Source organism: Micromonospora sp. WMMD1128 (assembly GCF_027497235.1).
Lineage (GTDB): Bacteria > Actinomycetota > Actinomycetes > Mycobacteriales > Micromonosporaceae > Micromonospora.
In genome coordinates this window covers 5,783,010-5,807,534 of the sequence record NZ_CP114902.1, presented here as the reverse complement: position 1 = coordinate 5,807,534, position 24,525 = coordinate 5,783,010, and the positions used below count along the sequence as shown (strand labels likewise).

Genomic DNA, 24,525 nt, shown 5'->3' with positions numbered 1-24,525 from the left:
CGATGGGCTTGGAGCTGCCCGGCGAGCTGCGGTCGCTGCTCGGCGTCCTGGGCTACACCTGGCCGGAGGCGGACGAGGTCAAGCTCTTCGAGATGGGCAACGCCTGGATCCGGTTCTCCGGCACCCTCTCCGGCGTGGTCGCCGAGGCGAACACCGGGGCGGCGGCGGTCTGGACGCAGCACACCGGCCAGGACATCACCGCGTTCCAGACCTGGTGGAACCGGGAGGACAGCCCCGCCGACAGCCTCCGCGACGGGGTGACGGCCGCGGTGCTCACCGGCACCGGCCTGATCATCTGCGCGGCGATCGTGCTCGCCCTCAAGGTCGCCGTCATCGTGCAACTGGTCATCCTGGCCATCGAGATCGCCCAGGCCATCGCCACCGCGGCGGTCACCTTCGGCGCCTCGCTGCTGGAGATCCCGGTCTTCCAGCAGTTGACCCGCACGATCGTCGGCAACCTCGTCCAGGAAGTCCTCTGGAAACTCGTCGACGGGTGAGCTGACATGAGCGGCGGCAAGGCCGGCGGCAGGCTGATGCGAGCCGCGCTGCGGTTTCTCAAACGCACCAAGACCCGGAGCCGGCCCGGCCGGATGAACCCGCACTTCACCGAGCACGTGTTCGGCGGGCACGTCAAACCGGGTATGCCCAAGGGATCGGGCTACCACTACCGGCCCGGCGGCCAGGACTTCCCCGACCGGCGGATCAAGCCGGGCACGATCGAGCGGGACTCCCGTACCGGCGTCTACAGCGCCGAGCCTGAATTCTTCGACGCCACGCTCGACCCACCGAACGGCAGGTGGAAGGCGAAAGCGGGTAACGGGGGCCTCAGCACCTTCTTCCCGGACCATTGGACGCCGGCGCAGGTGGACAACGCCGTTCCCGGTGCGTTCCAGAACGCCGTGCAGACCGGTCCGAACAAGTGGCGCGGGACCTACAAAGGCGTAACGATCGAGGGCTTCTACAATTCGTCCGGCGGGTTCACCCACGGTTGGCCTGTCCTACCGGCAACAGGAGGTGGCCATCCGTGAGCTCCATGCGACTCGACTACGACCAGTTCGGACTGCCGGTCTTCCAGGCCGACGACAAGCGTCTCGACGCGTTGGGCTCATGGCTCACCACCGACATTTCCACCCATGCCCTGGTCTGCCTCGATGCGCTGGCCATGCTGAGCGACGTGTCGCAGGGCCGGCCGCCGTTCGAAGAGTGGAGCAGCGAGAACTACGAGGTGACCTTCGAACCCGAGGGTGTCTCCATCAGCAACCAGTGGGTCGAAAGCGAGCAGGGCAGCTACTCGCTGGCTGAATTCCGGGACGCGCTGGAGCAATACTGGGTGTTTCTTCGCAACAGTCCCGGCAACCCGAACCTCGTCCGAGAGTTCCGTCCGGACCTCGCGCACTGGGAGGCGGCGCTCCTGCGCTGGGAGGAGAAGTGGGGTCGGCCGCACCCGGACCGGGGGCGGCTGTTCTGACCTGGCCGGCACCAGCTCGGCGAGGTGGCGGCATCCCGGCGTGGTGAAAGCGCCACTTCGCCGACCTGGTGTGGATCTTGCGCGGCTCAGGGGTCGACGGCGAGGCGGGCGGCGCGTACCTCCAGGTAACGCCGCTCGGGCAGGCTGGTGGTGGCGCGGGCGGCGGCCAGGTACGCGGCCCGGGCGTCCGCCCGCTCGCCGGCGAGTTCGAGCAGGTGCGCGCGGACGGCGGCCAGCCGGTGGTGGCCGGCGGTCCGGTCGTCGGCGTCCAGCGGCGCGAGCAGGGCCAGACCGGCGCGGGGTCCGTCCACCATGGCCAGCGCGACCGCCTGGTTGAGTGTGACCATCGGATTGGGTGCGAGCCGGGCCAGCACCCGGTAGAGCGCGACGATCTGCGGCCAGTCCGTCGTCGCGGCGGTGGGAGCCTCCGCGTGCACCGCGGCGATGGCCGCCTGCACCTGGTACGGGCCGGGCGCGGACCAGGTCAGCGCCTCCGTCACAAGCGCGATCCCCTCCGCCACGGCGGCCCGGTCCCAGCGGGTTCGGTCCTGCTCCGCCAGGGGCACCAGCTCTCCGTCCGGGCCGGTACGCGCCGCCCGGTGCGCGTCGGTGAGCAGCATCAGAGCCAGCAGCCCGGCCACCTCGCCGTGGTCCGGCAGCGATCGGCGCAGTTCCCGGGCCAGCCGGATCGCCTCCCCGGTCAGCTCGGCCCGGTGCAGCTCGTCCCCGCTCGACGCGGTGTAACCCTCGTTGAAGATCAGATAGAGCACCCGTAGCACCGCGCCCAGCCGCTCGTCCCGGTCGGCCGCCGAGGGCAGCGTGAAGCGCGCCCCGGCCGCCTCGATCCGCTGCTTGGCCCGGCGGATCCGCTGGCTCATGGTGGCCTCCGGCACCAGGTGCGCCCGGGCGATCTCGGCGGTGCTCAACCCGCCCACCGCCCGCAGGGTGAGCGCCACCTGGGCGCCGGCCGGCAGCGCCGGATGGCAGCATAGGAAGAGCAGCTTAAGCGTGTCGTCCCGGCTCGGCGGTTCCTCGTCGGCCGGCGGGGCGACCGTCGCGTACGCCGGCTGCCGGACGCCCACCGCGACCTCGCGTTCCCGCCGGGCGTGCTCGCTGCGCCACTCGTCGGTGAGTCGGCGGGTGGCCACGGTGACCAGCCAGGCGCGGGGATGGTCCGGCACGCCCTGCGCCGGCCACTGGGTGGCGGCGGCGAGCAGCGCCTCCTGGACGGCGTCCTCGCAGGCGTAGAACTGGCCGTGCCGGCGCACGAGCACGCCGAGGACCTGCGGTGCGAGCGTCCGCAGCAGGTCCTCGACCGCCCGGGAGGTCACATCTCCGTCCCGGCCTGCTCCATCACCGCGCGCACCTCAAGCACGCCGAAGCCGTGCCTTACGTCCGGCCAGCTCGCGGCGATCTCGGCGGCCCGCTCCGGGGTCTCGCAGTCGACCGTCAGGTAGCCGGCGAACTGCTCCTTGCTCTCCACGAACGGCCCGTCGGTGATCTCGGTGCCGCCGGCCGTGGCCCGCACCGTCCGCGTCTGCGACGGGTGGGCCAGCGCCTCCCCGCCGACCAGCTCGCCGGACTCGGTCAGCTCCTTCATGATCTCGTCGACCTCGCCGAAGATCGCGTTGCGCTCTGCCTCGGACAGCTCCTCGACGAAGCCGGGCCGGTTCCAGATCAGCAGCATGTACTTCATGGTCCACTCCTCGGGTTCGGGCCACCGTCGGTGGCGCCTCGCAGACGGGTCGGAGCCGACCGGCCCGATCCGACAGGTCGCGTTGCGGTTTCTGGAGGGGTGGGAACCTACTCGGGCTCGGCTACGAAGACGCCTTGCCCCTGCTGCCCGTAAATCAGGTTCCGGGCGTGCAGTTCCTTCACGGCGCGGTAGGCCGTAGAACGGGCGATGTTGTACAACTCGCCGATCTCGGAAACCGATGGCAGTTGTTGGCCCGGTGCATAGTCGCCAGAACGAATCTTGGCCTCGATGTCATCGGCTACGCGCCGGTAGTGCGGTGGTCGCGTCGGCATGATCGGCTCTCCTGGACTTCAGCGGCGATCATGTTTCCAGCCCGGACCGGCTCAGGACAAGCGGGCAATCCGACAAAGTGGAGACAGTGAGAACTTGACTACAGTGAGACTGTGGATACAGTGAGACAGCGGTCGGACACTCCTGGACTTCAGCAATCCGAGGTTTCCGGTCGTTCCGCCGTGGGGGAGCACGACGCATGGACTCTGCCCCCTACGGCGGCCTACTCGTGACTGTTCGGGGAGGGCTGGTCATGCCGATCGACGAGCCGGGTGCGGTCTCGGAGGCACGGGAAGTCTTCGAAGCGCATCGCATCATCGAAGTTCACTGGGTGCCCTCTGATCGCCCATGGAGGGGCTGCCTGCAGTGCAAGGATCGGCACACCTGCGCCCAACTCGATTGGGCGGTGGAGCGGTTCGCACACTACGCCTCGATCAGCCTGCAGAAGCGATGACCGACGTGTTCATCCGGCGTCGATCATGAACTAGGCGGCGACAAAACGGACAGCGTACGCCGTGAACTTCATGATCAACGGGGCGGGCGGCCGTGCACGGGGCGGGGGGCGGGGCGGTTGGCGTCTAGTGAGGCGCGGTCGGCGGCGGTGGTGCCGGAGGACCACCCCTCGCTGTCGCGCACCTGGAGCCGGTGCCGGGTGGTGCCGGGAAAGAGCTGGTCGGCGCGGCTCCGGACGGCGTCCGAACGGCTCGCGAGCACCGGCAGCAGCCGCTCGTCGTCCCGCTCCTCGGTCGCGGCGACGCTTGCGGCCCGCAACCGCTCCCCGATCCGCAGCGCGAACGCATTCAGGAACGACTCGTCGTAGCCCTTGGTGCGCCGCCCGCTGCGCATGCCGCGTCCGCTCCGATCGCTGTCCGTGCCGCGTCCGCTCCGCCCGCTGCCTGCGCCGCGTCCGCTCCGCCCGCGCAGCATCGCGGCGGTGGCCTGCACCAGCAGCGACGTGTGCAGCAGGTCGACCGCAGCCAGGTCGGCCGGGAAACCGAGCACGGTGGCGAAGCCCAGGTCGTCGGACCAGACCGACTCGCACCGGTTCGCCGCCGCCACCTCCTGGATCAGCAGCGCCTTCGCCGCGGCGTACGGGGCGTCGGTGCCGAGGCGCATCCCACCCGGTTGGTCCGGCCGCTCGGCCGTGGCATCGAGCAGCGCCGCGTCGATGCTGTGCCGGGCCATCAGCTCCTGCGCCTTGGCGGTGAACGCCTCCGCCTCGGCCGGGTAGCCGCTCGACTCGGCCTTGGCCAGCAACGCGCGTACCCGATCGAGCATCCGGGAGCCGGTGGCCGGCGCGGCGGCGAGCGGGACGGCGACCGCGCCCGGCGGCGGCCGGAGCAGCGCGATCGGCGGCAGCCCTTCGACCAGGACGAGCGCGTCGACCGCGTCACGCAGCGCGGTGATCCGGTCGCCGTCGGCGCGGCGGTCCAGCCAGCCCGCGTCGGCGTCCCAGCGCGCGCCCAGCTCGGTGAGCTGCTCGTCGAACCAGGCCGGGACCGGTGCGGGTAACCCGCGTCGCTGGGCGGCCAGCGCGTCGCGCAGCAGCCGGGCGCCGCGTGGGCTGAGCCGGCGGGTGGCCAGCCGGTCCAGGTCGACCGGCTGCCAGCCGCGCGGCCAGAGCCGGCCCACGGCCCGGGACAGCCGGGTGAGCAGGGCCGTGTCCACCGCCGCGCCGTCGGCCACCACCAGGGCGTCGAGGGTACGCTCGGCGGCGCGTACGTCGGTGCCGCGCGCCGCCGCGAGGGCGTCGGCGAGCAGCGGCTCGGCTGATGACACGGGTGGCTCCCTGGATCCGACAGGCGGCCGGTCGCCCACCCCGACAGCGACCGTACCCGGCCCGCCCGTTCAACCGTGCGGCCCGCTCTTCCGTACTCTCCTGCGGAGCGCGGGCGGTGCGACGGACGGAGAGCGACGTGGGCGGGCAGGACCGGGGTGTGCACCGGCGGCGACGGAGGTCGCGGGCCGGCGTCCGCGCCCTGGCCGCGGTCGTCGTCGTGACCGGCCTCACGGCCGGCGGGGGGTACGCCGTGCGGCGGCACCCGGAGCTGCTGGCCGCGGTCGGGGTGGAGCGGACCGTGCCGGCGGCGGTGCCGGACGCGCGCCCGTCTCCGGTGACCGCGCGGCCGACGAGGAGCGCCCCGCCGCCGGTCCCGGCGGCCGGAAGGGTGCCGCCGGGCATCACCTACCCGCTGCGGGGCGGCGGCGACTTCCGCACCGCCGACACGGTCGGCGCGGTGGCCGGGCGCTCCGGCGAGCTGCTGCGTTACCGGGTCGCGGTCGAGGACGGCATCCGCAACGTGGACGTCGAACGCTTCGCCCGCGAGGTCGCGGCGACGCTCGCCGACCCGCGCGGCTGGACCGGCGACGGCCGGTGGCGGCTGCAACGGGTGGGCCGGGGCGGGCCGGCCGACTTCACGGTGCTGCTGACCACCCCGGTCACCCGTGGCGATCTCTGCGGCGACCGGACCGACCGCTACACCTCCTGCCGCAACGGCGACCAGGTGGTGGTCAACGTGGCCCGCTGGGTGTACGGGGTGCCGCACGTGCCCGACCTCGGCCTCTACCGGCAGTATCTGCTCAACCATGAGGTGGGCCACCGGTTGGGCCGGGGCCACGAGCGCTGCCCCCGGGCCGGCGGCCCGGCGCCGGTGATGGTGCAGCAGACACTCGGCCTGCACGGCTGCGCGGCGAACGCGTGGCCGCTCGTGGGCGGTGAGCCGCTGGCCGGGCCGTCCGGCCAGTACGACGACCCGATCCCGGCCGGGGACCACTGACCCACCGGACTGCGCGCGCCGCCGGCCGGTGGTGAGATGGACGGCATGGATTACGTGACGTTCGGTTCCACCGGCCTGGAGGTGTCCCGGCTCTGCCTGGGTTGCATGAGCTACGGCGAGCCGGGTCGGGGCACCCACCCCTGGTCACTGCCGGAGGACGCCGCCCGACCCTTCATCCGGCAGGCGCTGGAGCTGGGGGTGAACTTCTTCGACACGGCGAACGTCTACTCCGACGGCACCAGCGAGGAGATCGTCGGCCGGGCGCTGAAGGACTTCGCCGACCGCGACGACGTGGTGATCGCGACCAAGGTGCACGGCCGGATGGGGCCGGGGCCGAACCGGGGCGGGCTGTCCCGTAAGCACATCATGAGCGAGATCGACGCGAGCCTGCGGCGGCTCGGCACCGACTACGTCGATCTCTACCAGATCCACCGCCTCGACCCGGTCACCCCGATCGAGGAGACGCTTGAGGCGCTGCACGACCTGGTCCGGGCCGGCAAGGTCCGTTACCTGGGCGCCTCGTCGATGTACGCGTGGCAGTTCGCCAAGGCGCTCTGGGCCGCCGAGCGGCACGGCTGGACCCGTTTCGTCTCCATGCAGAACCACTACAACCTGCTCTACCGCGAGGAGGAGCGGGAGATGCTGCCGCTCTGCCGCGACGAGGGGATCGCGGTGATCCCGTGGAGCCCGCTGGCCCGCGGCCTGCTGACCCGTGACCCGGGGGAGTCGACCGCGCGGGCGGAGACCGACGAGTTCGGCCGCAAGCTCTACGCGCGTACCGAGGAGCACGACCGGGCGGTGATCGAGGCGGTGGGCCGGGTGGCCGAGCAGCGTGGGGTGTCGCGCGCCCAGGTGGCGTTGGCCTGGGTGGCCCGCAACCCGGCGGTCACCGCGCCGATCGTGGGCGCGACGAAGCCGCATCACCTGACCGACGCGGTGGCCGCGCTGGAGCTGGAGCTGACCGACGCCGAGGTGGCGGAGCTGGAGGCGCCGTACGTGCCGCACCCGGTGTCCGGTTTCTGAGCCCTACCGGGAGAACGCGGCCCAGATGTGCTTGGTGCTGTCGGAGGCGTACCAGCCGACGTCGAGCGAGATCGACTGGGCCAGGAACAGCCCGCGTCCGCCCGAGTCCAGCGGGCTGATGTCGGACAGCTCCGGCACCGAGCTGACGTCGTGGTCGGCGACGTCGAGCAGGAAGCGGTCGTCGGTGGCCAGCAGCGTGACGATGGTGGGCGGCCGTCCGTGCCGGAGCGCGTTGCTGGCCAACTCGGTGGCGACGAGCAGGACCATGTGCGGCACCTCGTCCAGGCCCTCGCCCTGCACGAGCCCGTGCCGGTTCAACGCGTCGCGCAGCGAGGCCCGTACGTCGCGAAGCTCCTCGGGGGTGTCGAGCACCCACCGCTCCAGCTGGGTGGCCTGCGGCGGTGGCGGCGACGTGCGCAACTGTCCCATGATCTTCCTTTACCCTGCGTAGCCGTCCGCTAAGCCCGACCGGCCGGCCTCCACGGAGCCGGCCGGTCGGGCAGCGCATCAGCGACGCAGTAGCGCGAACACCCCCCAACCCAGATATTCACGCTGGAAACGGACGTAACTGAGCGGATCCTCGGTCAGTTCCCGCCGAAGCTCCGGGGCCAGCTCGTCGTCCGGGTTGGCGTCCAGCCAGCGGCGCAGGTTCAGCCAGTGCGCGGCGGCGTACCGGTCCCAGCTGTCCTGATCGGCGAGGACCATCTCGACCAGGTCCCAGCCGCACTCGCCGAAGAGCCGGACCAGGCCGGGCAGGTCGTGGAAGTCGTCCCGGGAGCGGGCGTGCGAACCGGTCACGGCCTCGGCGTCCGGCGGGTCCCGCCGCCAGTACGGCTCGCCGACGAGCGCCATGCCGTCGCGCCGCAGCGCGCGGCCGAGCAACTCCAGGGTGCCGGGGACACCGTCGCCGATCCAGGTCGCGCCGACGCAGGCGGCCACGTCGACCGGCCGCTCCGGAACGTACGCGGCGGCGTCACCGTGCACGAACCGGACCCGGTCGCCGACGCCCAGTTCGGCGGCGCGGTCCCGGGCGGCGGCGGTGAACATGGTGCTGATGTCGACCCCGGTGCCGGTGATTCCGTGGTCCCGGGCCCAGGTGCAGAGCAGTTCGCCCTTGCCGCTGCACAGGTCCAGCAGTTCGGCGCCGGGCGCGAGCTTGATCGCCCGGCCCAGCGTGGCCAGCTTGACCTCGTCGAACGGGTTGAGGATGCGGAGGTCGCCCTCGCGGATGGTGAAGTTACGTGGCAGGTCCAATGTGGTCACTCCGATGGCAGAGGGTCGTGGGCAGGTCGATCCGGTTCGGCGCGGTCGGCACGGGCACCAAAACACCCTCTTCGCGGTCTCGGAGTGACGGTTGTCGGGACGCTAACCCGCGCGCCGGCGACGGTCGATGGGATTTCCAGGTCTGGGCCGGACCGGGTCACCTGCGGTACGGTCACGGGATGGTCGTCGAGGAACACTGGTGGAACGGCGTCAGCATCCCGCGCGGGCGTCGCGACGTCTACATCTGCACCGACGGGCAGCGCTGGCAGGTTCAGGCCCAGATCGGCGGCGCCGCCGGTCGGTCGAAGATCCAGCAGTGCCCGAGCCGCGGCTCAGCGAGCATCCTCGCCGGGGCCTGGCGGTCGAGCGGCACCGGCTGGCGGGAGATGCCACGCTGAAAGCGGTACGGCGGCCGGCTCCGGCCGCCGTCCACCGCACGGTCGACGAGTGACTCGGCGACCTCCCCCGGCCTCCGGTCGGAGTCCTGCGTTCCGCGCCGTCTGAACCGCACCGACGTTTCGCCCTGCCCGATTTGTGCCGCTCCGGCCGTCCGGCGTGAAAGGCGCGTCAAGAATCCGCCGTCCGGCGTGATGGTCGCGTCATGACCCCTGTCCGTCGGGCCGACCCGGCGTTGTGATTGCCCGGCGACCGAAAGACGGTCGCGCGGACAACTCGCAAGGAGTGGTCAGCCGTGTCTGACGTGCTGTTCGTGTTGCTGACGGTGGGGCTGTTCGCGGCACTCGCCCTCGTGGTGCGGGGTGTGGAGAAGCTGTGAGCGCCGTCAACGCCGTCGGCCTGGTGCTGGCGATCGGACTGGGCGTGTTCCTGGTCGCCGCCCTGCTGTTCCCGGAGCGCTTCTGATGAGCACCACCGCAGCCGGGGTGCTCTTCGTGCTGTCGCTGGTGGTGGCGCTGGTGGCCGTCCACCGGCCGTTCGGCGACCACATGTACCGGGTGGTCTCCGGCACCCGGTCCGCCCGCGTCGAGCGGGGAATCTACCGCCTGGTCGGGGTCGACCCGGCCGTCGAGCAGACCTGGGGCGTGTACGCCCGCAGCCTGCTGGCCTTCTCGGCCGTCTCGATCCTGTTCCTGTACGCGTTCCAGCGCCTGCAGGACCACCTGTGGCTCTCGCTGGGCCTCGACCCGGTGGCGTCACACGGCGCGTGGAACACCGCGGTGTCGTTCGTGACCAACACCAACTGGCAGTGGTACTCGGGTGAGTCGACCATGGGCCACCTGGTGCAGATGGCCGGCCTGGCGGTGCAGAACTTCGTCTCCGCCGCGGTGGGCATCGCCGTCGCGGTGGCGCTGGTGCGGGGATTCGCCCGCAGCCGTACCGGCGAACTGGGCAACTTCTGGGTCGACCTGACCCGGATCACGCTGCGGATCCTGCTGCCGTTCGCGGTGCTCGGCGCGGTCGTGTTGATGCTCGGCGGGGTGGTGCAGAACCTCTCCGGCGGCACCGACGTGACCTCGCTGACCGGCGGCGGTCAGACGATCACCGGCGGGCCGGTGGCCAGCCAGGAGGTGATCAAGGAGCTGGGCACGAACGGCGGCGGCTTCTACAACGTCAACAGCGCCCACCCGTTCGAGAACCCCACCGCGTGGACGAACTGGCTGGAGGTCTTCCTGCTCCTGGTGATCCCGTTCAGCCTGCCCCGGGTCTTCGGCCGGATGGTCGGGCAGAACCGGCAGGGCTACGCGATCGCCGCCGTGATGGCGATCCTCGCGCTCGCCAGCATCGCCCTGACCAACGTCTTCGAGCTGACCGGTGGTGGCACGGTGCCGCAGGCGGTGGGCGCGGCGCTGGAGGGCAAGGAGGTGCGGTTCGACGTGTCGAACTCGGCCACTTTCGCGGCGGCCACCACGCTCACCTCGACCGGCGCGGTCAACTCGTTCCACGACTCGTACACCGCGCTGGGCGGGATGATGCCGATGGTCAACATGATGCTCGGCGAGGTCGCCCCCGGCGGTGTCGGGGCCGGCCTGTACGGCCTGCTGATCCTCGCGGTGATCACGGTCTTCGTCGCCGGCCTGATGGTCGGCCGCACACCGGAGTACCTGGGCAAGAAGATCGGCTCGCGCGAGATCAAGTTCGCCTCGGCGTACTTCCTGATCACCCCGGCGCTTGTGCTCGCCGGCTCGGCCGCCGCGTTCGCCACCGGCAACAACTCGACCGCGCTCAACGTCGGCCCGCATGCGATGTCGGAGGTGCTCTACGCCTTCACCTCGGCGAGCAACAACAACGGCTCGGCGTTCGCCGGCATCACCGTGAGCACACCCTGGTGGAACACCGCGCTGGGCCTCTGCATGCTGCTCGGCCGGTTCCTGCCCATCATCTTCGCGCTGGCGCTGGCCGGCTCGCTGGCCCGCCAGCAGCCCACGCCCGCGTCCGAGGGCACCCTGCCCACCCACCGGCCGCTCTTCGTCGGCATGGTCGTCGGCGTCACGGTGATCCTCGTCGCGCTCACCTTCCTGCCCGCGCTCGCGCTCGGCCCGCTGGCCGAAGGGCTGTGACCACCATGAGAGACAAGGACATGACGGCACCTCTCGACACCGCCGACGCGCCCACCCTCGGCACACCGGCCCGCCAGGGCGACCGGGTCGGCGGCGGACTGCTCGACCCGCGCCAGCTGCTCGCGTCCCTGCCGGACGCGCTGCGCAAGCTGGATCCGCGCACCCTGTGGCGCAACCCGGTGATGCTGATCGTCGAGATCGGCGCGCTGTTCACCACCGTCCTCGCCGTCGTCGACCCGTCGGTGTTCGCCTGGGCCATCACGATCTGGCTCTGGCTGACCGTGCTCTTCGCCAACCTGGCCGAGGCGGTCGCCGAGGGACGGGGCAAGGCCCAGGCCGACACGCTGCGCCGGGCCAAGCAGGACACCATCGCCACCCGGCTGCTCGGCTGGACTCCGGGCGCGGCGGCCAACGCCTACCGGGACGAGGCGGTGCCCGCGCCGCAGCTCAAGCAGGGCGACATCGTCCTGGTCGAGGCCGGGCAGATCATCCCGGGCGACGGCGACGTGGTCGAGGGCATCGCCAGCGTCGACGAGTCGGCGATCACCGGCGAGTCCGCCCCGGTGATCCGGGAGTCCGGCGGCGACCGCAGCGCGGTCACCGGCGGCACCCGGGTGCTCTCCGACCGGATCGTCGTCCGGATCACGCAGAAGCCGGGAGAGAGCTTCATCGACCGGATGATCGCCCTGGTCGAGGGCGCCGACCGGCAGAAGACGCCGAACGAGATCGCGCTCAACATCCTGCTGGCCGCGCTGACGATCATCTTCCTGCTCGCGGTCGTCACGCTCCAGCCGTTGGCGATCTTCGCCAAGGGCTACCAGGCCGCGGCACCGGACACGCAGGCGATCACCGACTCCGGTGTCGCCGGCATCGTGCTGGCCTCCCTGCTGGTCTGCCTCATCCCGACCACCATCGGCGCGCTGCTGTCCGCCATCGGCATCGCCGGCATGGACCGCCTCGTCCAGCGCAACGTGCTCGCCATGAGCGGGCGGGCGGTCGAGGCGGCCGGCGACGTCAACACGCTGCTGCTGGACAAGACCGGCACGATCACCCTGGGCAACCGCCAGGCCGCCGAGTTCCTGCCGGTGGACGGCGTGGACGCGGCCACCGTCGCCGACGCGGCGCAGCTGTCCAGCCTGGCCGACGAGACGCCGGAGGGGCGTTCGGTGGTGGTGCTGGCCAAGAACGGGTTCGGGCTGCGCGAGCGCGAGCCCGGTCTCATCCCGCACGCCACCTTCGTGCCGTTCACCGCGCAGACCCGGATGAGCGGCGTCGACCTGGCCGCCGCCGACGGCGGCGTCCGGCAGATCCGCAAGGGCGCCGCCGCGGCGGTGACGAGATGGGTACGCGAACACGGCGGCCACCCGACCGACCAGATCGGTGCGCTCGTCGACGCGATCAGCGGCACCGGCGGCACCCCGCTCGTGGTCGCCGAGCACGTCGCCGGCGAACCGGCCCGAGTCCTCGGCGTCATCCACCTCAAGGACGTCGTCAAGGCCGGCATGCGGGAGCGCTTCGACGAGATGCGCCGGATGGGCATCCGGACCGTGATGATCACCGGGGACAACCCGCGTACCGCGAAGGCCATCGCCGACGAGGCCGGCGTGGACGACTTCCTCGCCGAGGCCACACCGGAGGACAAGCTCGCCCTGATCCGTAAGGAGCAGGAGGGCGGACGGCTGGTCGCGATGACCGGCGACGGCACCAACGACGCGCCCGCGCTGGCCCAGGCGGACGTCGGGGTGGCCATGAACACCGGCACGTCGGCCGCGAAGGAGGCCGGCAACATGGTCGACCTCGACTCCGACCCGACCAAGCTGATCGAGATCGTGGAGATCGGCAAGCAGTTGCTGATCACGCGGGGCGCGTTGACGACGTTCAGCATCGCCAACGACATCGCGAAGTACTTCGCGATCATCCCGGCCATGTTCGCCGGCATCTACCCGTCCCTGGACCGGCTCAACGTGATGCGGTTGGCCAGCCCCGAGTCGGCGATCCTGTCCGCGGTCATCTTCAACGCGATCGTCATCGTCGCGTTGATCCCGCTGGCCCTGCGGGGCGTCCGCTACCGCCCGGCCAGCGCCTCGAAGCTGCTCGGCCGCAACCTGCTGCGGTACGGCCTCGGCGGCATCGTGGTGCCGTTCGTCGGCATCAAACTCATCGACCTGCTCGTCCAGTTCATCCCGGGGATCTCGTGATGCGTCTGCCCAGTTGGCTCGCCCAACACCTCGCCGCCCTGCGCGCCCTGCTCGTCCTCACCGTGCTGCTCGGGCTCGCGTACCCGCTCGCTCTGGTCGCGGTCGGCCGGATCCCCGGCCTGGACGGCCGGGCGGACGGCTCGCTCGTCACCGTCGACGGCCGGACCGTCGGCAGCTCGCTGATCGGCCAGTCGTTCACCGACGCGGACGGTGACCCCGTCCCGCGCTACTTCCAGTCCCGGCCGTCCGCCGCCGGCTACGACCCGACCGCCACCGCTGCCAGCAACCTGGGTCCGGAGAGTGTGGTGGACACGCTCGCCGCCGACCCCGCCGGCTCCACGCCGAGCCTGCTCACCCAGGTCTGCGCGCGCAGCAAGGCGGTCGGTGAGCTGGACGGCGTGGACGGGCGGCGCCCGTACTGCACGCCGGACGGGGTCGGCGCGGTGCTGGCCGTGTTCCGCGCCGACGGCCTGACCGGCCGGATCACCCGGGTGGTCAGCGTCAACCAGGTCGCGCCGGCGACGCCGTTCGTCCCGACCTGGCAGGGCGTGCCGGTCGAGGCGGCCCGGCCCGGCCACGACTACGTGGCCGAGGGCGGGGTGGTCACCCCGGTCCGGGGGGACGCGCCGGCGGAGCCGGCCGTGCCGGCCGACGCGGTCACCGCCAGCGGCAGCGGTCTCGACCCGCACATCTCCCCGGCGTACGCGGAGATCCAGGTGGCCCGGGTGGCGCGGGAGCGTGCGGCGGACCCGGGGGCGGTCCGCCGGCTGGTCCGGGAGCACACCGCCGGCCGGACGCTCGGCTTCCTGGGCGAGCCCGCCGTGAACGTGTTGGACCTCAACCTCGCGCTGGACCGGGAGTTCCCGCCGCGCTGAGGGGTGGCAGGTGTTAAAAAGGGGCCCCGCCTCTACCGAAGGCGTTAAGCGGGGCCCCTTCCTTTCACTCGGGGAGGATGGGGTGGTGGGTAAGGGGGAACTGCGGATCTATCTCGGGGCGGCACCCGGGGTGGGCAAGACGTACGCCATGCTCGAAGAGGCCCAACGTCGGGCCGAGCGTGGCACCGACGTCGTGATCGGGTTCGTCGAGACGCACGGCCGCAAGCACACCGCCGCCATGATCGGCGACCTGGAGGTGGTGCCGCGCCGGCCGATGACCTACCGAGGCGTCGAGTTCACCGAGATGGACCTCGACGCGGTGCTGGCCCGCCGACCCGAGGTGGTGGTCGTCGACGAGCTGGCACACACGAACGTCCCCGGCGCCCGGCACGACAAGCGCTGGCAGGACGTCCAGGAGCTGCTGGACGCCGGGATCAGCGTGCTGTCCACGGTCAACGTGCAGCACCTGGAATCGCTCAACGACGTCGTCGCGCAGATCACCGGCACCACCCAGCGCGAGACCGTGCCGGACCAGGTGGTCCGGGCCGCCGAGCAGGTCGAGCTGGTGGACATGACGCCGGAGGCGCTACGCCGCCGGATGGCGCACGGGAACATCTACCGACCCGACAAGATCGACGCCGCGCTCGGCAACTACTTCCGGGTCGGCAACCTCACCGCGCTGCGCGAGCTGGCGTTGCTCTGGCTGGCCGGCAAGGTCGACGAGCAGCTCGACGCGTACCGGGCCCAGCACGGCATCTCCGACACCTGGGAGGCGCGGGAACGGGTGGTCGTGGCGCTCACCGGCGGCCCCGAGGGCGAGACGCTGGTCCGCCGGGCGGCCCGGATCGCCGCCCGCGGCCGGGGCGCCGACCTGCTCGCCGTGCACGTGGCCCGCAGCGACGGGCTGGCCGGCGCGGACCCGGCCCTGCTGGCCCGGCAGCGGGTGCTCGTGGAGAGCCTCGGCGGCACGTACCACCAGGTGCTGGGCACCGACGTCCCGGCCGCGCTGCTCGACTTCGCCCGCGGCGTCAACGCCACCCAGCTCGTGCTCGGCGCCAGCCGGCGCGGTCGGTTCGCCCAGGTGCTCGCCCGGGGCGTCGGGGTGACCACCACCGCGCTCTCCGGCCCGATCGACGTGCACCTGGTCACCCACCCGGAGGCGGGGCGGGGGCGCCGTGGCGGGGCGGCGCCGGCCGCGCTGTCCCGCCGCCGCCGGCTACTCGGGTACGCGCTCGCCGTGCTCGGCATGCCGCTGCTCACGCTGCTGCTGCGGACGCTGCCCGACCTCACCCTGACCAACGACATCCTGCTCTTCCTCGCCGGCGTGGTCGGGGTGGCGCTGATCGGCGGGCTGTGGCCGGCGCTCGTCGCCGCGCTCGGCGGCTCGCTGCTGCTGAACTGGTTCTTCACCCCGCCGTTCCACACGCTCACCATCGCCCAGGCGGACAACCTCCTCGCGCTTGCCGTGTTCGTCGGCGTCGCGGTCGCGGTGAGCGGGGTGGTCGACGTGGCGGCCCGGCGTACCCGGGAGGCGGCCCGGGCGTCCGCCGACGCGCAGACCCTGGCCACCGTCGCGGGAAGTGTGCTGCGCGGGGAGCGACCCCTGCCCGCGCTGCTGGACCGGCTGCGGGAGACCTTCGGGCTGCACGCGGTGAGCGTGCTGGAGCTGACCGCCGGGGCCGAGGGACGGCCGACCCGATCCGCCGACGAGGCCGCCTGGCGGGTGGTGGCGAGCGTCGGCGAGCGGCCCCCCGGCAGCCCGAGCGCGGGGGAGACCGTGGTGCCTGTCGACGAGCGGCTCAGCGTGGTGCTCGCCGGCCGGCGACTGGAGGCGGCCGACCGTCGGGTGGTGGAGGCGTTCGCCGCCCAGGCCGCCGTCGCGCTGCGCCAGGAGCGGCTGGCCGAGGAGGCGGCCACCGCCCGCCCGCTCGCTGCCGCCGACCGGATGCGGACCGCGCTGCTCGCCGCGGTCAGCCACGACCTGCGTACGCCGTTGGCCTCGGCCAAGGCCGCGGTGAGCAGCCTGCGCAGCCACGACGTGGAGTTCGACGCGGCGGACCGGGAGGAGTTGCTGGCCACCGCCGACGAGTCGCTGGACCGGCTGGGCCGGCTGGTGGCGAACCTGCTCGACATGAGCCGGTTGCAGGCCGGTGCCCTCGGCGTCGCCGCGACCGCGATCGGGCTGGAGGACGCCGTACCCCGGGCCCTGGACGAGCTGGGTGCCGCGGCGGCCGAGGTGACCACGGACATCCCGCCGGACCTGCCGGCGGCGCGGGCCGACCCCGGCCTGCTGGAGCGGGTGCTTGTCAACATCGTCGCCAACGCGCTGCGGCACAGCCCGCCCGGCCGGCCACCGACGATCATCGGCAGCGCGCACGCCGGCCGGGTGGAGCTGCGGGTGATCGACACCGGGCCAGGCATCCCGGAGGACCAGTGGGAGCACGTGTTCCTGCCGTTCCAGCGTCTCGGCGACCGGGACAACCAGACCGGGGTGGGGCTCGGGCTGGCGCTGTCGCGGGGGCTGGCCGAGGCGATGGGTGGCAGCATCACCCCGGAGACCACGCCCGGCGGTGGTCTCACCATGGTGCTGCGGCTGCCGACCGCCAACGGGTCAGGAGGGCCGCCGGCATGACCCGCATCCTGGTCGTCGACGACGAACCGCAGATCCTGCGCGCCCTGCGGATCAACCTGCGGGTCCGCGGCTACGACGTCGACGTGGCCGACAGCGGGGCCGCCGCGCTGAAGGCCGCCGCCGGGCACCCGCCGGACCTGGTGGTGCTCGACCTCGGCCTGCCCGACCTGGACGGCACCGACGTCATCCGCGGGCTGCGCGGCTGGACCACCGTGCCGATCATCGTGCTCTCCGGCCGGGCCGGCAGCGAGGACAAGGTCGCCGCGCTTGACGCGGGCGCCGACGACTACGTGACCAAGCCGTTCGGGGTGGACGAGTTGCTCGCCCGGATCCGCGCGGTGACCCGCCGGTCGGGCCCGGCCGCGCCGGACGTCCCCGCGCTGCGCGTCGGCAGCCACACCGTCGACCTGGCCGACCGGACCGTCACCCGGGACGACGGTACGGAGGTCAGGCTGACCCCGACCCAGTGGGCCGTGCTGGAGAAGCTGCTGCGCAACCCCGGCAAGCTGGTCAGCCAGCGGCAACTGCTGCACGACGTGTGGGGGCCGGGATACGACCAGGAGACCAACTACCTGCGGCAGTACCTGGCCCAGTTGCGGCGCAAGCTGGAGGACGACCCGGCCCGGCCCCGGCACCTGATCACCGAGCCGGGCATGGGCTACCGCTACCGGCCCTGACGTTTGCGCCGGCCGCCGCGGGGGACTCGGCGAGCCGGCCGAGCAGCGGGGGAGGGGCATGGCGGACAACCGGTCCTCGGAGGGGTTCGGCCGGCAGTTGGACGAGCACGCCATCGACGCCGGCGCGGCCGAGCCGGAGCGGGCGGCCGGGCTGGTCGACAGCGGCGTCTACGTCGACGGCGTACGGCGTGCCTCGCCGGGCGGCCTCGCCGACACGTACCGCTGTCTCCAGCAGCTCGACGGCGCGATGGCCTGGATCGGCCTGCGCGGGCCGAGCCGGGCGCAGATCGTCTCGCTGGCCGCCGAGTTCCGGCTGCCCGAGCTGGCGGTCGAGGACGCGATCAACGCCCACCAGCGGCCGAAGCTGGAGCGGTACGACGACACCCTGTTCGTGGTGCTGCGCGCCGCCCGCTATCTCGACGCGCGGGAGGCGGTCGAGTTCGCCGAGCTGCACCTGTTCCTCGGACCCGGGTTCGTGATCACGGTCCGGCACGGCGGCGCACCCGACCTGGCGGCCGTGCGGCGGCGGCTGGAGGCCGACCCGGGTGTCCTCGGGCTCGGCCCCGAGGCGGTCCTGTACGCGGTGCTCGACCGGGTGGTCGACGGCTACGCGCCGGTGGTGGCCGGGCTGGAGAACGACATCGACGAGGTGGAGACCGAGGTGTTCGGCGGCGACCCGAACGCGAGCCGTCGCATCTACCAGTTGAGCCGCGAGGTGATCCAGTTCCAGCGGGCGGCGAGGCCGCTGCTGAAGGTCGTCGAGGCGCTCACCGGCGGCTTCGAGCGCTACGGCACGGACGAGGAGCTGCGCCGCCGGCTGCGGGACGTGGCCGACCACCTCATCCAGGTGGTGGAGCGGGTGGACGGCTTCCGGCACCTGTTGCAGAGCATCCTCACCGTCAACGCGACCCTGGTGTCGCAGGCGCAGAACGAGGAGATGCGCAGTCTCACCGCCGCGAGTTTCGAGCAGAACGAGGAGGTCAAGCGCGTTTCCGCCTGGGCGGCGATCCTGTTCGCGCCCACCCTGATCGGCACCGTCTACGGGATGAACTTCACCCACATGCCGGAGCTGGGCTGGCGGTACGGCTACCTGTTCGCGGTCGCCCTGATGCTCGCCGTCTGCGGCGCGCTCTATCTGCTGTTCAAACGTCGCGGCTGGCTGTGAGCGCGGTCGCCAGGCTCCCGCCCGGGGCCGCCCCATAGGGTGTCGGGATGGTTGACCGGCGAGCTGAGGTGCCGGCCCAGCGGGGGGTGCGCCGTCCGGGCGGCGCGGAGTCCGGGACGGTGGCGGCCCGGTGTGCCCGGATCGTCGCGTCCCGGCCGTTCGAGATCGCGATCGTGGTGCTGATCATGGCCAACGGCGCGGTGCTGGGCATCGAGACGTACCCGCACTCGGGGGCCACCGCGGCGGCGCTGCGCTGGACCGAGCTGATGTTCCGGGTGGTCTTCGTCGTGGAGATCACCATCCGGGTGCTGGCGTACGGCCGCCGGCCGCAGGACTTCTTCCGGCACGGCTGGAACGTGTTCGACCTGCTGGTGACCGTGGCGATCTTCGTGCCGGGGCTGCACGGCGACCCGGCGGTGCTGCGGTTCGTCCGGGTGGCCCGGGTGCTGCGGCTGGTCCGCTTCTCGCCCGGCCTGCGCACCATCGTCACGGCGCTGTGGCGCAGCCTGCCCGGCGTGGCGGCGTTCCTCGCGCTCGCCGGGGTCACCCTCTATGTCTACGGGATGGTCGGCTGGCTCATCTTCGGCGACCGCTACCCGGAGCAGTACGGCGACATCGGCCGCTCGCTCGTCACGCTGTTCGTGCTGCTGTCCCTGGAGACGCTGCCCGACCTGCTGGAACAGGGCCTGGAGGTGTCGTCGTGGACGCTGCTCTACTACGTCAGCTTCGTGATGATCGCGGTCAACCTGCTGCTGAACATCCTCATCGCCGTCATCGTCAACTCGATGGAGGAGGCGCGCCGGTTGGAGATGACCGAGGGGTTGGCGTCGGACTACGACTCCGACGGCGACGGGGTGCCGGACGAACTGGACCGGATCGCGATCAGTCAGCGCCTGGACGACCTGCGTACGGTGGTCGCCGAGTTGGAGCGGGAGCTGCGGATCGACCGGGAGGACAGCCCCGGCGGGCCCCGGCGACGGCAGCCCGCGGACCGCTGACCGGACCGATCCGGGTCGATCCGGGCCGGATCGGCCATGACAGTTGCGTGAAAGAAGCGACTCTCGCGTTTGAGCCGCACGTCGAACGGGGCACCGAACGGGACGTCAAACCCTCGGAAGAACAGGACGACTCCCGTGGAAGTTACCGGCTTCTTCATCGCGATCATCATCGGTCTCATCATCGGCGCGCTCGGTCGCCTGGTGGTGCCGGGCAAGCAGGACATCCCGATCTGGCTCACGCTTGTCATCGGTGTGGTCGCCGCGCTCCTGGGCACCCTCGTCGCCGGCCTGTTCGGCGTGGACGACACCGCCGGCATCGACTGGATCGAGCTGGCGCTACAGATCATCTTCGCCGCGGTCGGCGTCTACATCGCCGCCGGCGCGTACGGACGTCGCCGCCACTGACGGTGCAAGGCGGGGCCCCTTCTTAACGCATTCTGCATAGGAAGGGGCCCCGCTTAACGTCTACTCCCGCCAACCGGTGAGCTCGACCCCCTTCGGCAGCTCCACCCGGAAGCCCAAGGTGATCTCGCCGCTGTCGCCCGGCGCGAGCGACAGCCGCCAGGTCAGTTCCCCCAGCTCGGTACGCTCCGCCGGCGGCGGCGCAAGCGTCGTCTCCCGCACCACCACCGCCTCGTCGCGGGACACCGGCAGCTGGTCGCGTACCTCGACCGTCGCGGCGCGGGGCGTGTGGTTGGCGACGGTGATCCGGTGCTCCACCTCCCGCCGCCGGGTCGAGGAGAGCGTGGCCTTCGTCTCGGTGCGCCGGTGCAGTTTCCGCTCCACCCGCAGCCGGTCGTCCACGCCGAGCGCCAACTCGGTCTCCTCGCCCGGCGCCCACGTCGGCAGCCGGGTGGCCGCGACGAAGTCGGCGCCGTGGAACACCGCCGCCGGGCCGGGGAGCAGCGTGTGCGCCGACGTGTTGCGTACCGTCGCCCGCAGGTGGGCCTCGGCGGCGCGGACCGGCACGGTCACGTGGTCCAGCCGGGCCGGCAGCTCCAGCACCGCGATGGTGGCCCGGTGGGCGCTGCCGTCGGCCGGCACCGCCACCGGCCGGGCCGGCCGGTAGGTGGCCGCGCTGACCCCCTGCTCCACCTCGGCGACGCTCTCCCGCACCCGGGGCCGGAGTGCCGCGGACCGGGCGAGTCCGCCGCCGACCGGCGCCGCGCCGGGCGCCGGGGGCGGCGGCATCCCGACCGGCGGGTCCGCCGCCGCGGCCCGCGGGGCCGCCGGCCGGAACCGGTCGAGATACCAGGGCGGCAATTCGGGTACGCCGGCCGTCGCCGCCGGCCGGGCGGTGGAGAGCTGGAGTTCGCACTCCGGCCAGTCCTCGCCGGTGCCCTGGCTGACGAGCGCGAACCAGGTGACGGTCATGGTGTCGTCGACGAGCCGCAGGTCGTAGGAGGGCTGCCACCGGGCGCCGTCCACCAGGTAGGTCAGTTCCAGCTCGACGTCGGCGTCGTCGTCCGCCACCGTGACGGTCACGTCGGCGGCCAGTCGGTCCGGCTCCCGCTTGCCGCGCGCCGCGTCGAGGTCGCGATCGACCGCGGCCAGTTGCTCGGCCAGCTCGGTACGCCGCCGGGCCAGCGCGCGCCGCCGGGACCGGGCGTCGCTGAGCTGCGCGGTCACCGCGTCGGTGAAGGCGGCCACGTCGGCCGGCGCGGCGTCGCCGGCGGCGAGCGCCCGGGCGTACGTGCCGCCGGCGCGCTCGGCCAACCGGGTGAGGAAAGCGCCGCGCTGCTCCTCGACCCCGTCGGCGTCCTCGACCTCGGCCAGTTCGTCGGCGAGTTCGCGCCGCCGCCGCTCGAGGTCGACCACCTGCGCGTCGGTGCTGCGGGCCTGCCGCCGGGCGGTCACGTCCACGCCGAGCACGGTGGCCGCGCCGCGTCCGCCGACCCGGATCGAGTCCCGTCGCAGGCCCGACGGGAGCGGCGCGACGCGTACCCGATGGTCGCCGGCGGGGAGCCGGAGGCTGCCGCGGCGGGTGACGCGCGCCCGGTCCGGATAGACGGTCACGCTGACGACCGGTGCGTCGATCTCGGTGGTGTCCACGGCGGCGAGGGTAGCCGACCCGTGCTCACGTCGAACGTTATCGAAGCGCTTCACATCTTGGCAGCGCTGTCCGGCTCCGCTACCGTCCATGGGAACGCTCCCATGAACTTAGATACATCGATGTGATCAGGAGGAAACACGTCGTGGCTATCCTCTCCCCGCTGCGCCGCCGCAGATCGGCGGCGCTCGGCATGGCGGCCGTCGCGGGCGCCACCGCCGCCGCCATCGGTCTCACCGTCGGCGGCGCCTCCGCCGGCACACTGTCCGGATCGCTCTACCGCGACCCGACGTCGGCGGTCGTCCGGTGGTCCGCCGCCAACTCCGGCGACTGGCGCGCCGCAGTCATCCGGGACAAGATCGCGAGCCAGCCGCAGGCCCGCTGGTTCGCCAACTTCAACCCGTCGACCATCCAGTCCGAGGTCTCCGGGTTCATCGGCGCCGCCAACGCGGCGCAGCAGATCCCGGTGCTGTCGGTCTACGAGATCACCAACCGGGACTGCGGCGGAGCGAGCGCCGGCGGGGCGCCGGACCTCAACCAGTACCAGACGTGGGTGTCCAACTTCGCCCGCGGCCTGGGCAACCAGACCGCCATCATCATCCTGGAGACCGACTCGCTCGCCCTGCTGACCTGCCTGAGCAGCGCCGAGCTGAACGCGCGCAACCAGGCGATCTCGACGGCCACCCGGACCATCAAGGCGGGCAACCCCAACGCCAAGGTGTACCTCGACGGTGGCCACTCCACGTGGAACAGCGCCAACGAGACGGCCAACCGGCTCCGGAACGCGGGCGTGCAGTACGCCGACGGCTTCTTCACCAACGTGTCGAACTTCAACCCCACCTCGAGTGAGGCGAACTTCGGCCGCGGGGTCATCTCCGCCCTCAACGGCATGGGCATCTCGGGCAAGCGTCAGGTCATCGACACCAGTCGCAACGGCGGAGCCAGCGGCGACTGGTGCGCCGACGACAACACCGACCGGCGCATCGGGCAGTACCCGACGGTGAACACCGGCGACGGCAACATCGACGCGTACCTCTGGGTGAAGCCGCCGGGCGAGGCGGACGGCTGCCGCTACACGGCCGGCTCGTTCCAGCCGGACCTGGCCTACAGCCTGGCCAACGGCGCGCCCAACCCGCCGACCACCGCGCCGCCGACCACCGCGCCGCCGACCACCGCGCCGCCGACCACCGCACCGCCGACGACGGCCCCGCCGACGACCGCGCCGCCGACCACGGCTCCTCCCACCACCACGCCGCCGCCGACCGGTAACGGCTGCTCCGCCTCGTTCTCGGTCAACCAGTGGCCCGGTGGATTCACCGCGAGCGTGAACGTCACCGCCGGCTCCGCGGACATCAACGGCTGGACCGTGACCATCACGCTGCCCAGCGGCGCCGCGATCACCGGCGTCTGGAGCGCGCAGGCGAGCGGCACCACTGGGACCGTCAAGTTCACGAACGTGGGCTACAACGGACACATCGGCGCTGGTCAGTCGACCAACTTCGGCTTCCAGGGCACCGGCTCCGGCCCCGGCGGGACGGCCAGCTGCACGGCCAGCTGACCCCGCCCGAGCCCGCGGCCCGGCGTGGAGCTTCCAGCTCCGCGCCGGGCCGCGGCACGTCTCAGGCCGGGCCGGTCAGTAGCGGCCGAGGCTGTCCAGCGGGCACATCACGATCCTCGGCTGGGCCGCCGGGTCCAGCCACCGGAGCACGCCGACCAGGTCGGCGTGCGACAGGCTGACGCAGCCGGCCGTGGGACCGGAAGGCGTCTTGCTGAACTCGTGCAGGAAGATCCCGCTGCCCGCGTTCGGCACCGGCTTCGACACGTTCGGTGCCATGTTGTAGGTGATCACCGCGAAGTGCGTGTAGGCCGGCTTCTCCTTCCACAGCGCCTCGCTGTAGCCGCCGGGGTCGGTGGCCGTGTGCTGGAACGTGTTGTAGGCCGACGAAGCCGGATTCTCGTTCCACCAGTCGTTGGTGACGACCCGGTGGTAGGGGTGTTTCACGCCCGGATCCGCAGCGATGCCGTACATGGTGGGGCCGAACGCGTAGACGCCCGTGGGCGTGGTCGGCACGCCCTCGACGTGGTTGTCGCTGAAGAACTGGGAGCCGATCCGCGCGGACAGCGCCGCCGAGACCGGGGTCCAGCGGCCGTCGGTCTTCGCGAACGTCTCCAACGTGGCGTAGCTGGTGTTCCAGCTGGCCGCGGTCACCACGACGACCTGCCGTGTGTTGGCCGGCAGGGTGGTGAGCCCGCTGGCCCTGTTGCTCGGCGTCCAGGTGCGCGGCCGTGGGCGGGGCGGGTCGGTGGTGGCGTCGGGAGCGGCGGCCGCTGCCGGCGTCGCGCCGGCGACGACGGGCGCGGCGAGGCCGGCCGCCGCGCCGACGATCAGGGATCTGCGTCGCATGCGGCCGATCCTCCCACCCGGTGCCCCGTTCCGGTGTCCCGCGCGGGTTTCCCGGCCGGGCTCGCGGGGGTAGAGGGCACACCGCCCGTCCGTCGATCCCGAGGAGACATCCATGTCGGTGCAAGCGTTTCTCTATCTTGTCGCGGTCATCCTGCTCGCGCTCGCCGCGTTGCCCGTGCGTACCCGCGGCGTGTCGCTCGCTCTGCTCGGGGCGGCGTGCGCCCTGCTGGCCTATGCCTGGCCGGTGATCACCGGTTAGGCGCGGGTGCCGGGGTTCCCGGCCCTCTCGCCTGCCTCTCGCCCGCACGGACCCTTGACACCGGGTTGCGTACCCGGTGAGACTGCCCCTGCTAAAGCGATTTAGCCAGGCATTTCAAGGGTCCGGAAGGGGGCCCTGTCGCACTCTCCGGGCCAGCCACCGCCCGGCCGTCGGTGTCCGAACACGACCCGCCG

The 24,525-nt window shown here is 72.3% G+C and carries 26 protein-coding genes; 18 read left to right on the top strand and 8 right to left on the bottom strand.

From position 1 onward, the window contains the following. Positions 1 to 2: 2 nt before the first annotated feature. The 3 genes from O7602_RS26000 to O7602_RS25990 are packed head-to-tail and all read left to right on the top strand — an operon-like array spanning position 3 to position 1,468. Complete coding sequence (locus O7602_RS26000) at positions 3 to 497, top strand: hypothetical protein (protein ID WP_281585233.1); 495 nt, start codon at positions 3 to 5, stop codon at positions 495 to 497. A gap of 6 nt (positions 498 to 503) precedes the next feature. Then, positions 504 to 1,028 (top strand): EndoU domain-containing protein, encoded by a 525-nt coding sequence (locus tag O7602_RS25995; RefSeq protein ID WP_281585232.1) that lies wholly within the window; start codon positions 504 to 506, stop codon positions 1,026 to 1,028. A 5-nt stretch (positions 1,029 to 1,033) separates the two neighbouring features. Continuing rightward, a complete protein-coding gene (locus O7602_RS25990) occupies positions 1,034 to 1,468 on the top strand; it encodes a hypothetical protein (RefSeq protein ID WP_281590529.1) in 435 nt (144 codons plus the stop codon). A gap of 86 nt (positions 1,469 to 1,554) precedes the next feature. On the opposite strand, the gene O7602_RS25985 is transcribed toward O7602_RS25990, so the two are convergent. The 3 genes from O7602_RS25985 to O7602_RS25975 form a co-directional block, all read right to left on the bottom strand. After that, positions 1,555 to 2,799: a sigma-70 family RNA polymerase sigma factor gene (locus tag O7602_RS25985; protein WP_281585231.1), complete on the bottom strand. Its 1,245-nt coding sequence runs from the start codon at positions 2,797 to 2,799 to the stop codon at positions 1,555 to 1,557. Continuing rightward, positions 2,796 to 3,164: a YciI family protein gene (locus tag O7602_RS25980; protein WP_281585230.1), complete on the bottom strand. Its 369-nt coding sequence runs from the start codon at positions 3,162 to 3,164 to the stop codon at positions 2,796 to 2,798. The genes O7602_RS25985 and O7602_RS25980 overlap by 4 nt, the downstream gene beginning before the upstream one ends. 107 nt (positions 3,165 to 3,271) lie before the next feature. Continuing rightward, positions 3,272 to 3,496 (bottom strand): GntR family transcriptional regulator, encoded by a 225-nt coding sequence (locus tag O7602_RS25975; protein ID WP_281585229.1) that lies wholly within the window; start codon positions 3,494 to 3,496, stop codon positions 3,272 to 3,274. Positions 3,497 to 3,747: 251 nt separating this feature from the next. Between O7602_RS25975 and O7602_RS25970 the strand changes: the two genes are divergently transcribed. Beyond that, positions 3,748 to 3,948: a hypothetical protein gene (locus tag O7602_RS25970; RefSeq protein ID WP_281585228.1), complete on the top strand. Its 201-nt coding sequence runs from the start codon at positions 3,748 to 3,750 to the stop codon at positions 3,946 to 3,948. Between the two features lie 74 nt (positions 3,949 to 4,022). Here O7602_RS25970 and O7602_RS25965 read toward each other — a convergent pair whose 3' ends face one another. Further along, positions 4,023 to 5,273, bottom strand: a complete 1,251-nt coding sequence (locus O7602_RS25965; protein ID WP_281585227.1) for a DUF2786 domain-containing protein — start codon at positions 5,271 to 5,273, stop codon at positions 4,023 to 4,025. A gap of 116 nt (positions 5,274 to 5,389) precedes the next feature. On the opposite strand from O7602_RS25965, the gene O7602_RS25960 reads away from it, so the two are divergent. Beyond that, positions 5,390 to 6,271 (top strand): DUF3152 domain-containing protein, encoded by an 882-nt coding sequence (locus O7602_RS25960; protein WP_281585226.1) that lies wholly within the window; start codon positions 5,390 to 5,392, stop codon positions 6,269 to 6,271. 45 nt (positions 6,272 to 6,316) lie between these two features. Next, positions 6,317 to 7,294 (top strand): aldo/keto reductase, encoded by a 978-nt coding sequence (locus tag O7602_RS25955; protein WP_281590528.1) that lies wholly within the window; start codon positions 6,317 to 6,319, stop codon positions 7,292 to 7,294. Between the two features lie 3 nt (positions 7,295 to 7,297). On the opposite strand, the gene O7602_RS25950 is transcribed toward O7602_RS25955, so the two are convergent. Both O7602_RS25950 and O7602_RS25945 read right to left on the bottom strand, forming a co-directional pair. After that, positions 7,298 to 7,723 carry an ATP-binding protein gene (locus O7602_RS25950; protein WP_281585225.1) on the bottom strand — a complete coding sequence of 142 codons (426 nt, stop codon included), beginning with the start codon at positions 7,721 to 7,723 and terminating at the stop codon, positions 7,298 to 7,300. A 78-nt stretch (positions 7,724 to 7,801) separates the two neighbouring features. After that, positions 7,802 to 8,557: a methyltransferase domain-containing protein gene (locus tag O7602_RS25945; RefSeq protein WP_281585224.1), complete on the bottom strand. Its 756-nt coding sequence runs from the start codon at positions 8,555 to 8,557 to the stop codon at positions 7,802 to 7,804. A 179-nt stretch (positions 8,558 to 8,736) separates the two neighbouring features. Here O7602_RS25945 and O7602_RS25940 point away from each other — a divergent pair, with 179 nt between their 5' ends. From O7602_RS25940 to O7602_RS25895, 10 genes are all read left to right on the top strand, one after another. Then, positions 8,737 to 8,955, top strand: coding sequence for a hypothetical protein (locus O7602_RS25940; RefSeq protein WP_281585223.1), 219 nt, complete (start codon positions 8,737 to 8,739; stop codon positions 8,953 to 8,955). A 373-nt stretch (positions 8,956 to 9,328) separates the two neighbouring features. After that, positions 9,329 to 9,418 carry a K(+)-transporting ATPase subunit F gene (gene kdpF, locus O7602_RS25935; RefSeq protein ID WP_018785775.1) on the top strand — a complete coding sequence of 30 codons (90 nt, stop codon included), beginning with the start codon at positions 9,329 to 9,331 and terminating at the stop codon, positions 9,416 to 9,418. Further along, complete coding sequence (gene kdpA, locus O7602_RS25930) at positions 9,418 to 11,073, top strand: potassium-transporting ATPase subunit KdpA (RefSeq protein ID WP_281585222.1); 1,656 nt, start codon at positions 9,418 to 9,420, stop codon at positions 11,071 to 11,073. Before kdpF ends, kdpA begins: the two co-directional genes overlap by 1 nt. A gap of 20 nt (positions 11,074 to 11,093) precedes the next feature. Next, positions 11,094 to 13,271: a potassium-transporting ATPase subunit KdpB gene (gene kdpB, locus O7602_RS25925; protein WP_281585221.1), complete on the top strand. Its 2,178-nt coding sequence runs from the start codon at positions 11,094 to 11,096 to the stop codon at positions 13,269 to 13,271. Next, entirely contained in the window at positions 13,271 to 14,146 is an 876-nt protein-coding gene (locus O7602_RS25920) for a potassium-transporting ATPase subunit C (protein WP_281585220.1), read from the top strand. The genes kdpB and O7602_RS25920 overlap by 1 nt, the downstream gene beginning before the upstream one ends. A gap of 85 nt (positions 14,147 to 14,231) precedes the next feature. Beyond that, positions 14,232 to 16,778, top strand: coding sequence for a DUF4118 domain-containing protein (locus tag O7602_RS25915; RefSeq protein WP_281585219.1), 2,547 nt, complete (start codon positions 14,232 to 14,234; stop codon positions 16,776 to 16,778). Further along, a complete protein-coding gene (locus O7602_RS25910) occupies positions 16,775 to 17,455 on the top strand; it encodes a response regulator (protein WP_281585218.1) in 681 nt (226 codons plus the stop codon). Before O7602_RS25915 ends, O7602_RS25910 begins: the two co-directional genes overlap by 4 nt. A gap of 58 nt (positions 17,456 to 17,513) precedes the next feature. Next, complete coding sequence (locus O7602_RS25905; RefSeq protein WP_281585217.1) at positions 17,514 to 18,620, top strand: magnesium and cobalt transport protein CorA; 1,107 nt, start codon at positions 17,514 to 17,516, stop codon at positions 18,618 to 18,620. A 47-nt stretch (positions 18,621 to 18,667) separates the two neighbouring features. Then, the gene (locus O7602_RS25900; RefSeq protein WP_281585216.1) at positions 18,668 to 19,618 is read left to right on the top strand and encodes an ion transporter; all 951 of its coding nucleotides are present in this window, start codon (positions 18,668 to 18,670) and stop codon (positions 19,616 to 19,618) included. Positions 19,619 to 19,753: 135 nt separating this feature from the next. Further along, entirely contained in the window at positions 19,754 to 20,023 is a 270-nt protein-coding gene (locus tag O7602_RS25895) for a GlsB/YeaQ/YmgE family stress response membrane protein (protein WP_281585215.1), read from the top strand. A 60-nt stretch (positions 20,024 to 20,083) separates the two neighbouring features. Here O7602_RS25895 and O7602_RS25890 read toward each other — a convergent pair whose 3' ends face one another. Further along, positions 20,084 to 21,670, bottom strand: a complete 1,587-nt coding sequence (locus tag O7602_RS25890) for a DUF4139 domain-containing protein (protein ID WP_281585214.1) — start codon at positions 21,668 to 21,670, stop codon at positions 20,084 to 20,086. Positions 21,671 to 21,813: 143 nt separating this feature from the next. Between O7602_RS25890 and O7602_RS25885 the strand changes: the two genes are divergently transcribed. After that, on the top strand, positions 21,814 to 23,226 hold the full coding sequence (locus tag O7602_RS25885) for a glycoside hydrolase family 6 protein (RefSeq protein WP_281585213.1): 1,413 nt from the start codon (positions 21,814 to 21,816) through the stop codon (positions 23,224 to 23,226). Between the two features lie 75 nt (positions 23,227 to 23,301). Here the strand turns inward: O7602_RS25885 and O7602_RS25880 are convergent, their stop codons facing one another. After that, a complete protein-coding gene (locus O7602_RS25880) occupies positions 23,302 to 24,072 on the bottom strand; it encodes a L,D-transpeptidase family protein (RefSeq protein ID WP_281585212.1) in 771 nt (256 codons plus the stop codon). A gap of 112 nt (positions 24,073 to 24,184) precedes the next feature. Here O7602_RS25880 and O7602_RS25875 point away from each other — a divergent pair, with 112 nt between their 5' ends. Beyond that, positions 24,185 to 24,331, top strand: a complete 147-nt coding sequence (locus tag O7602_RS25875) for a hypothetical protein (protein ID WP_281585211.1) — start codon at positions 24,185 to 24,187, stop codon at positions 24,329 to 24,331. Positions 24,332 to 24,525 lie beyond the last annotated feature (194 nt).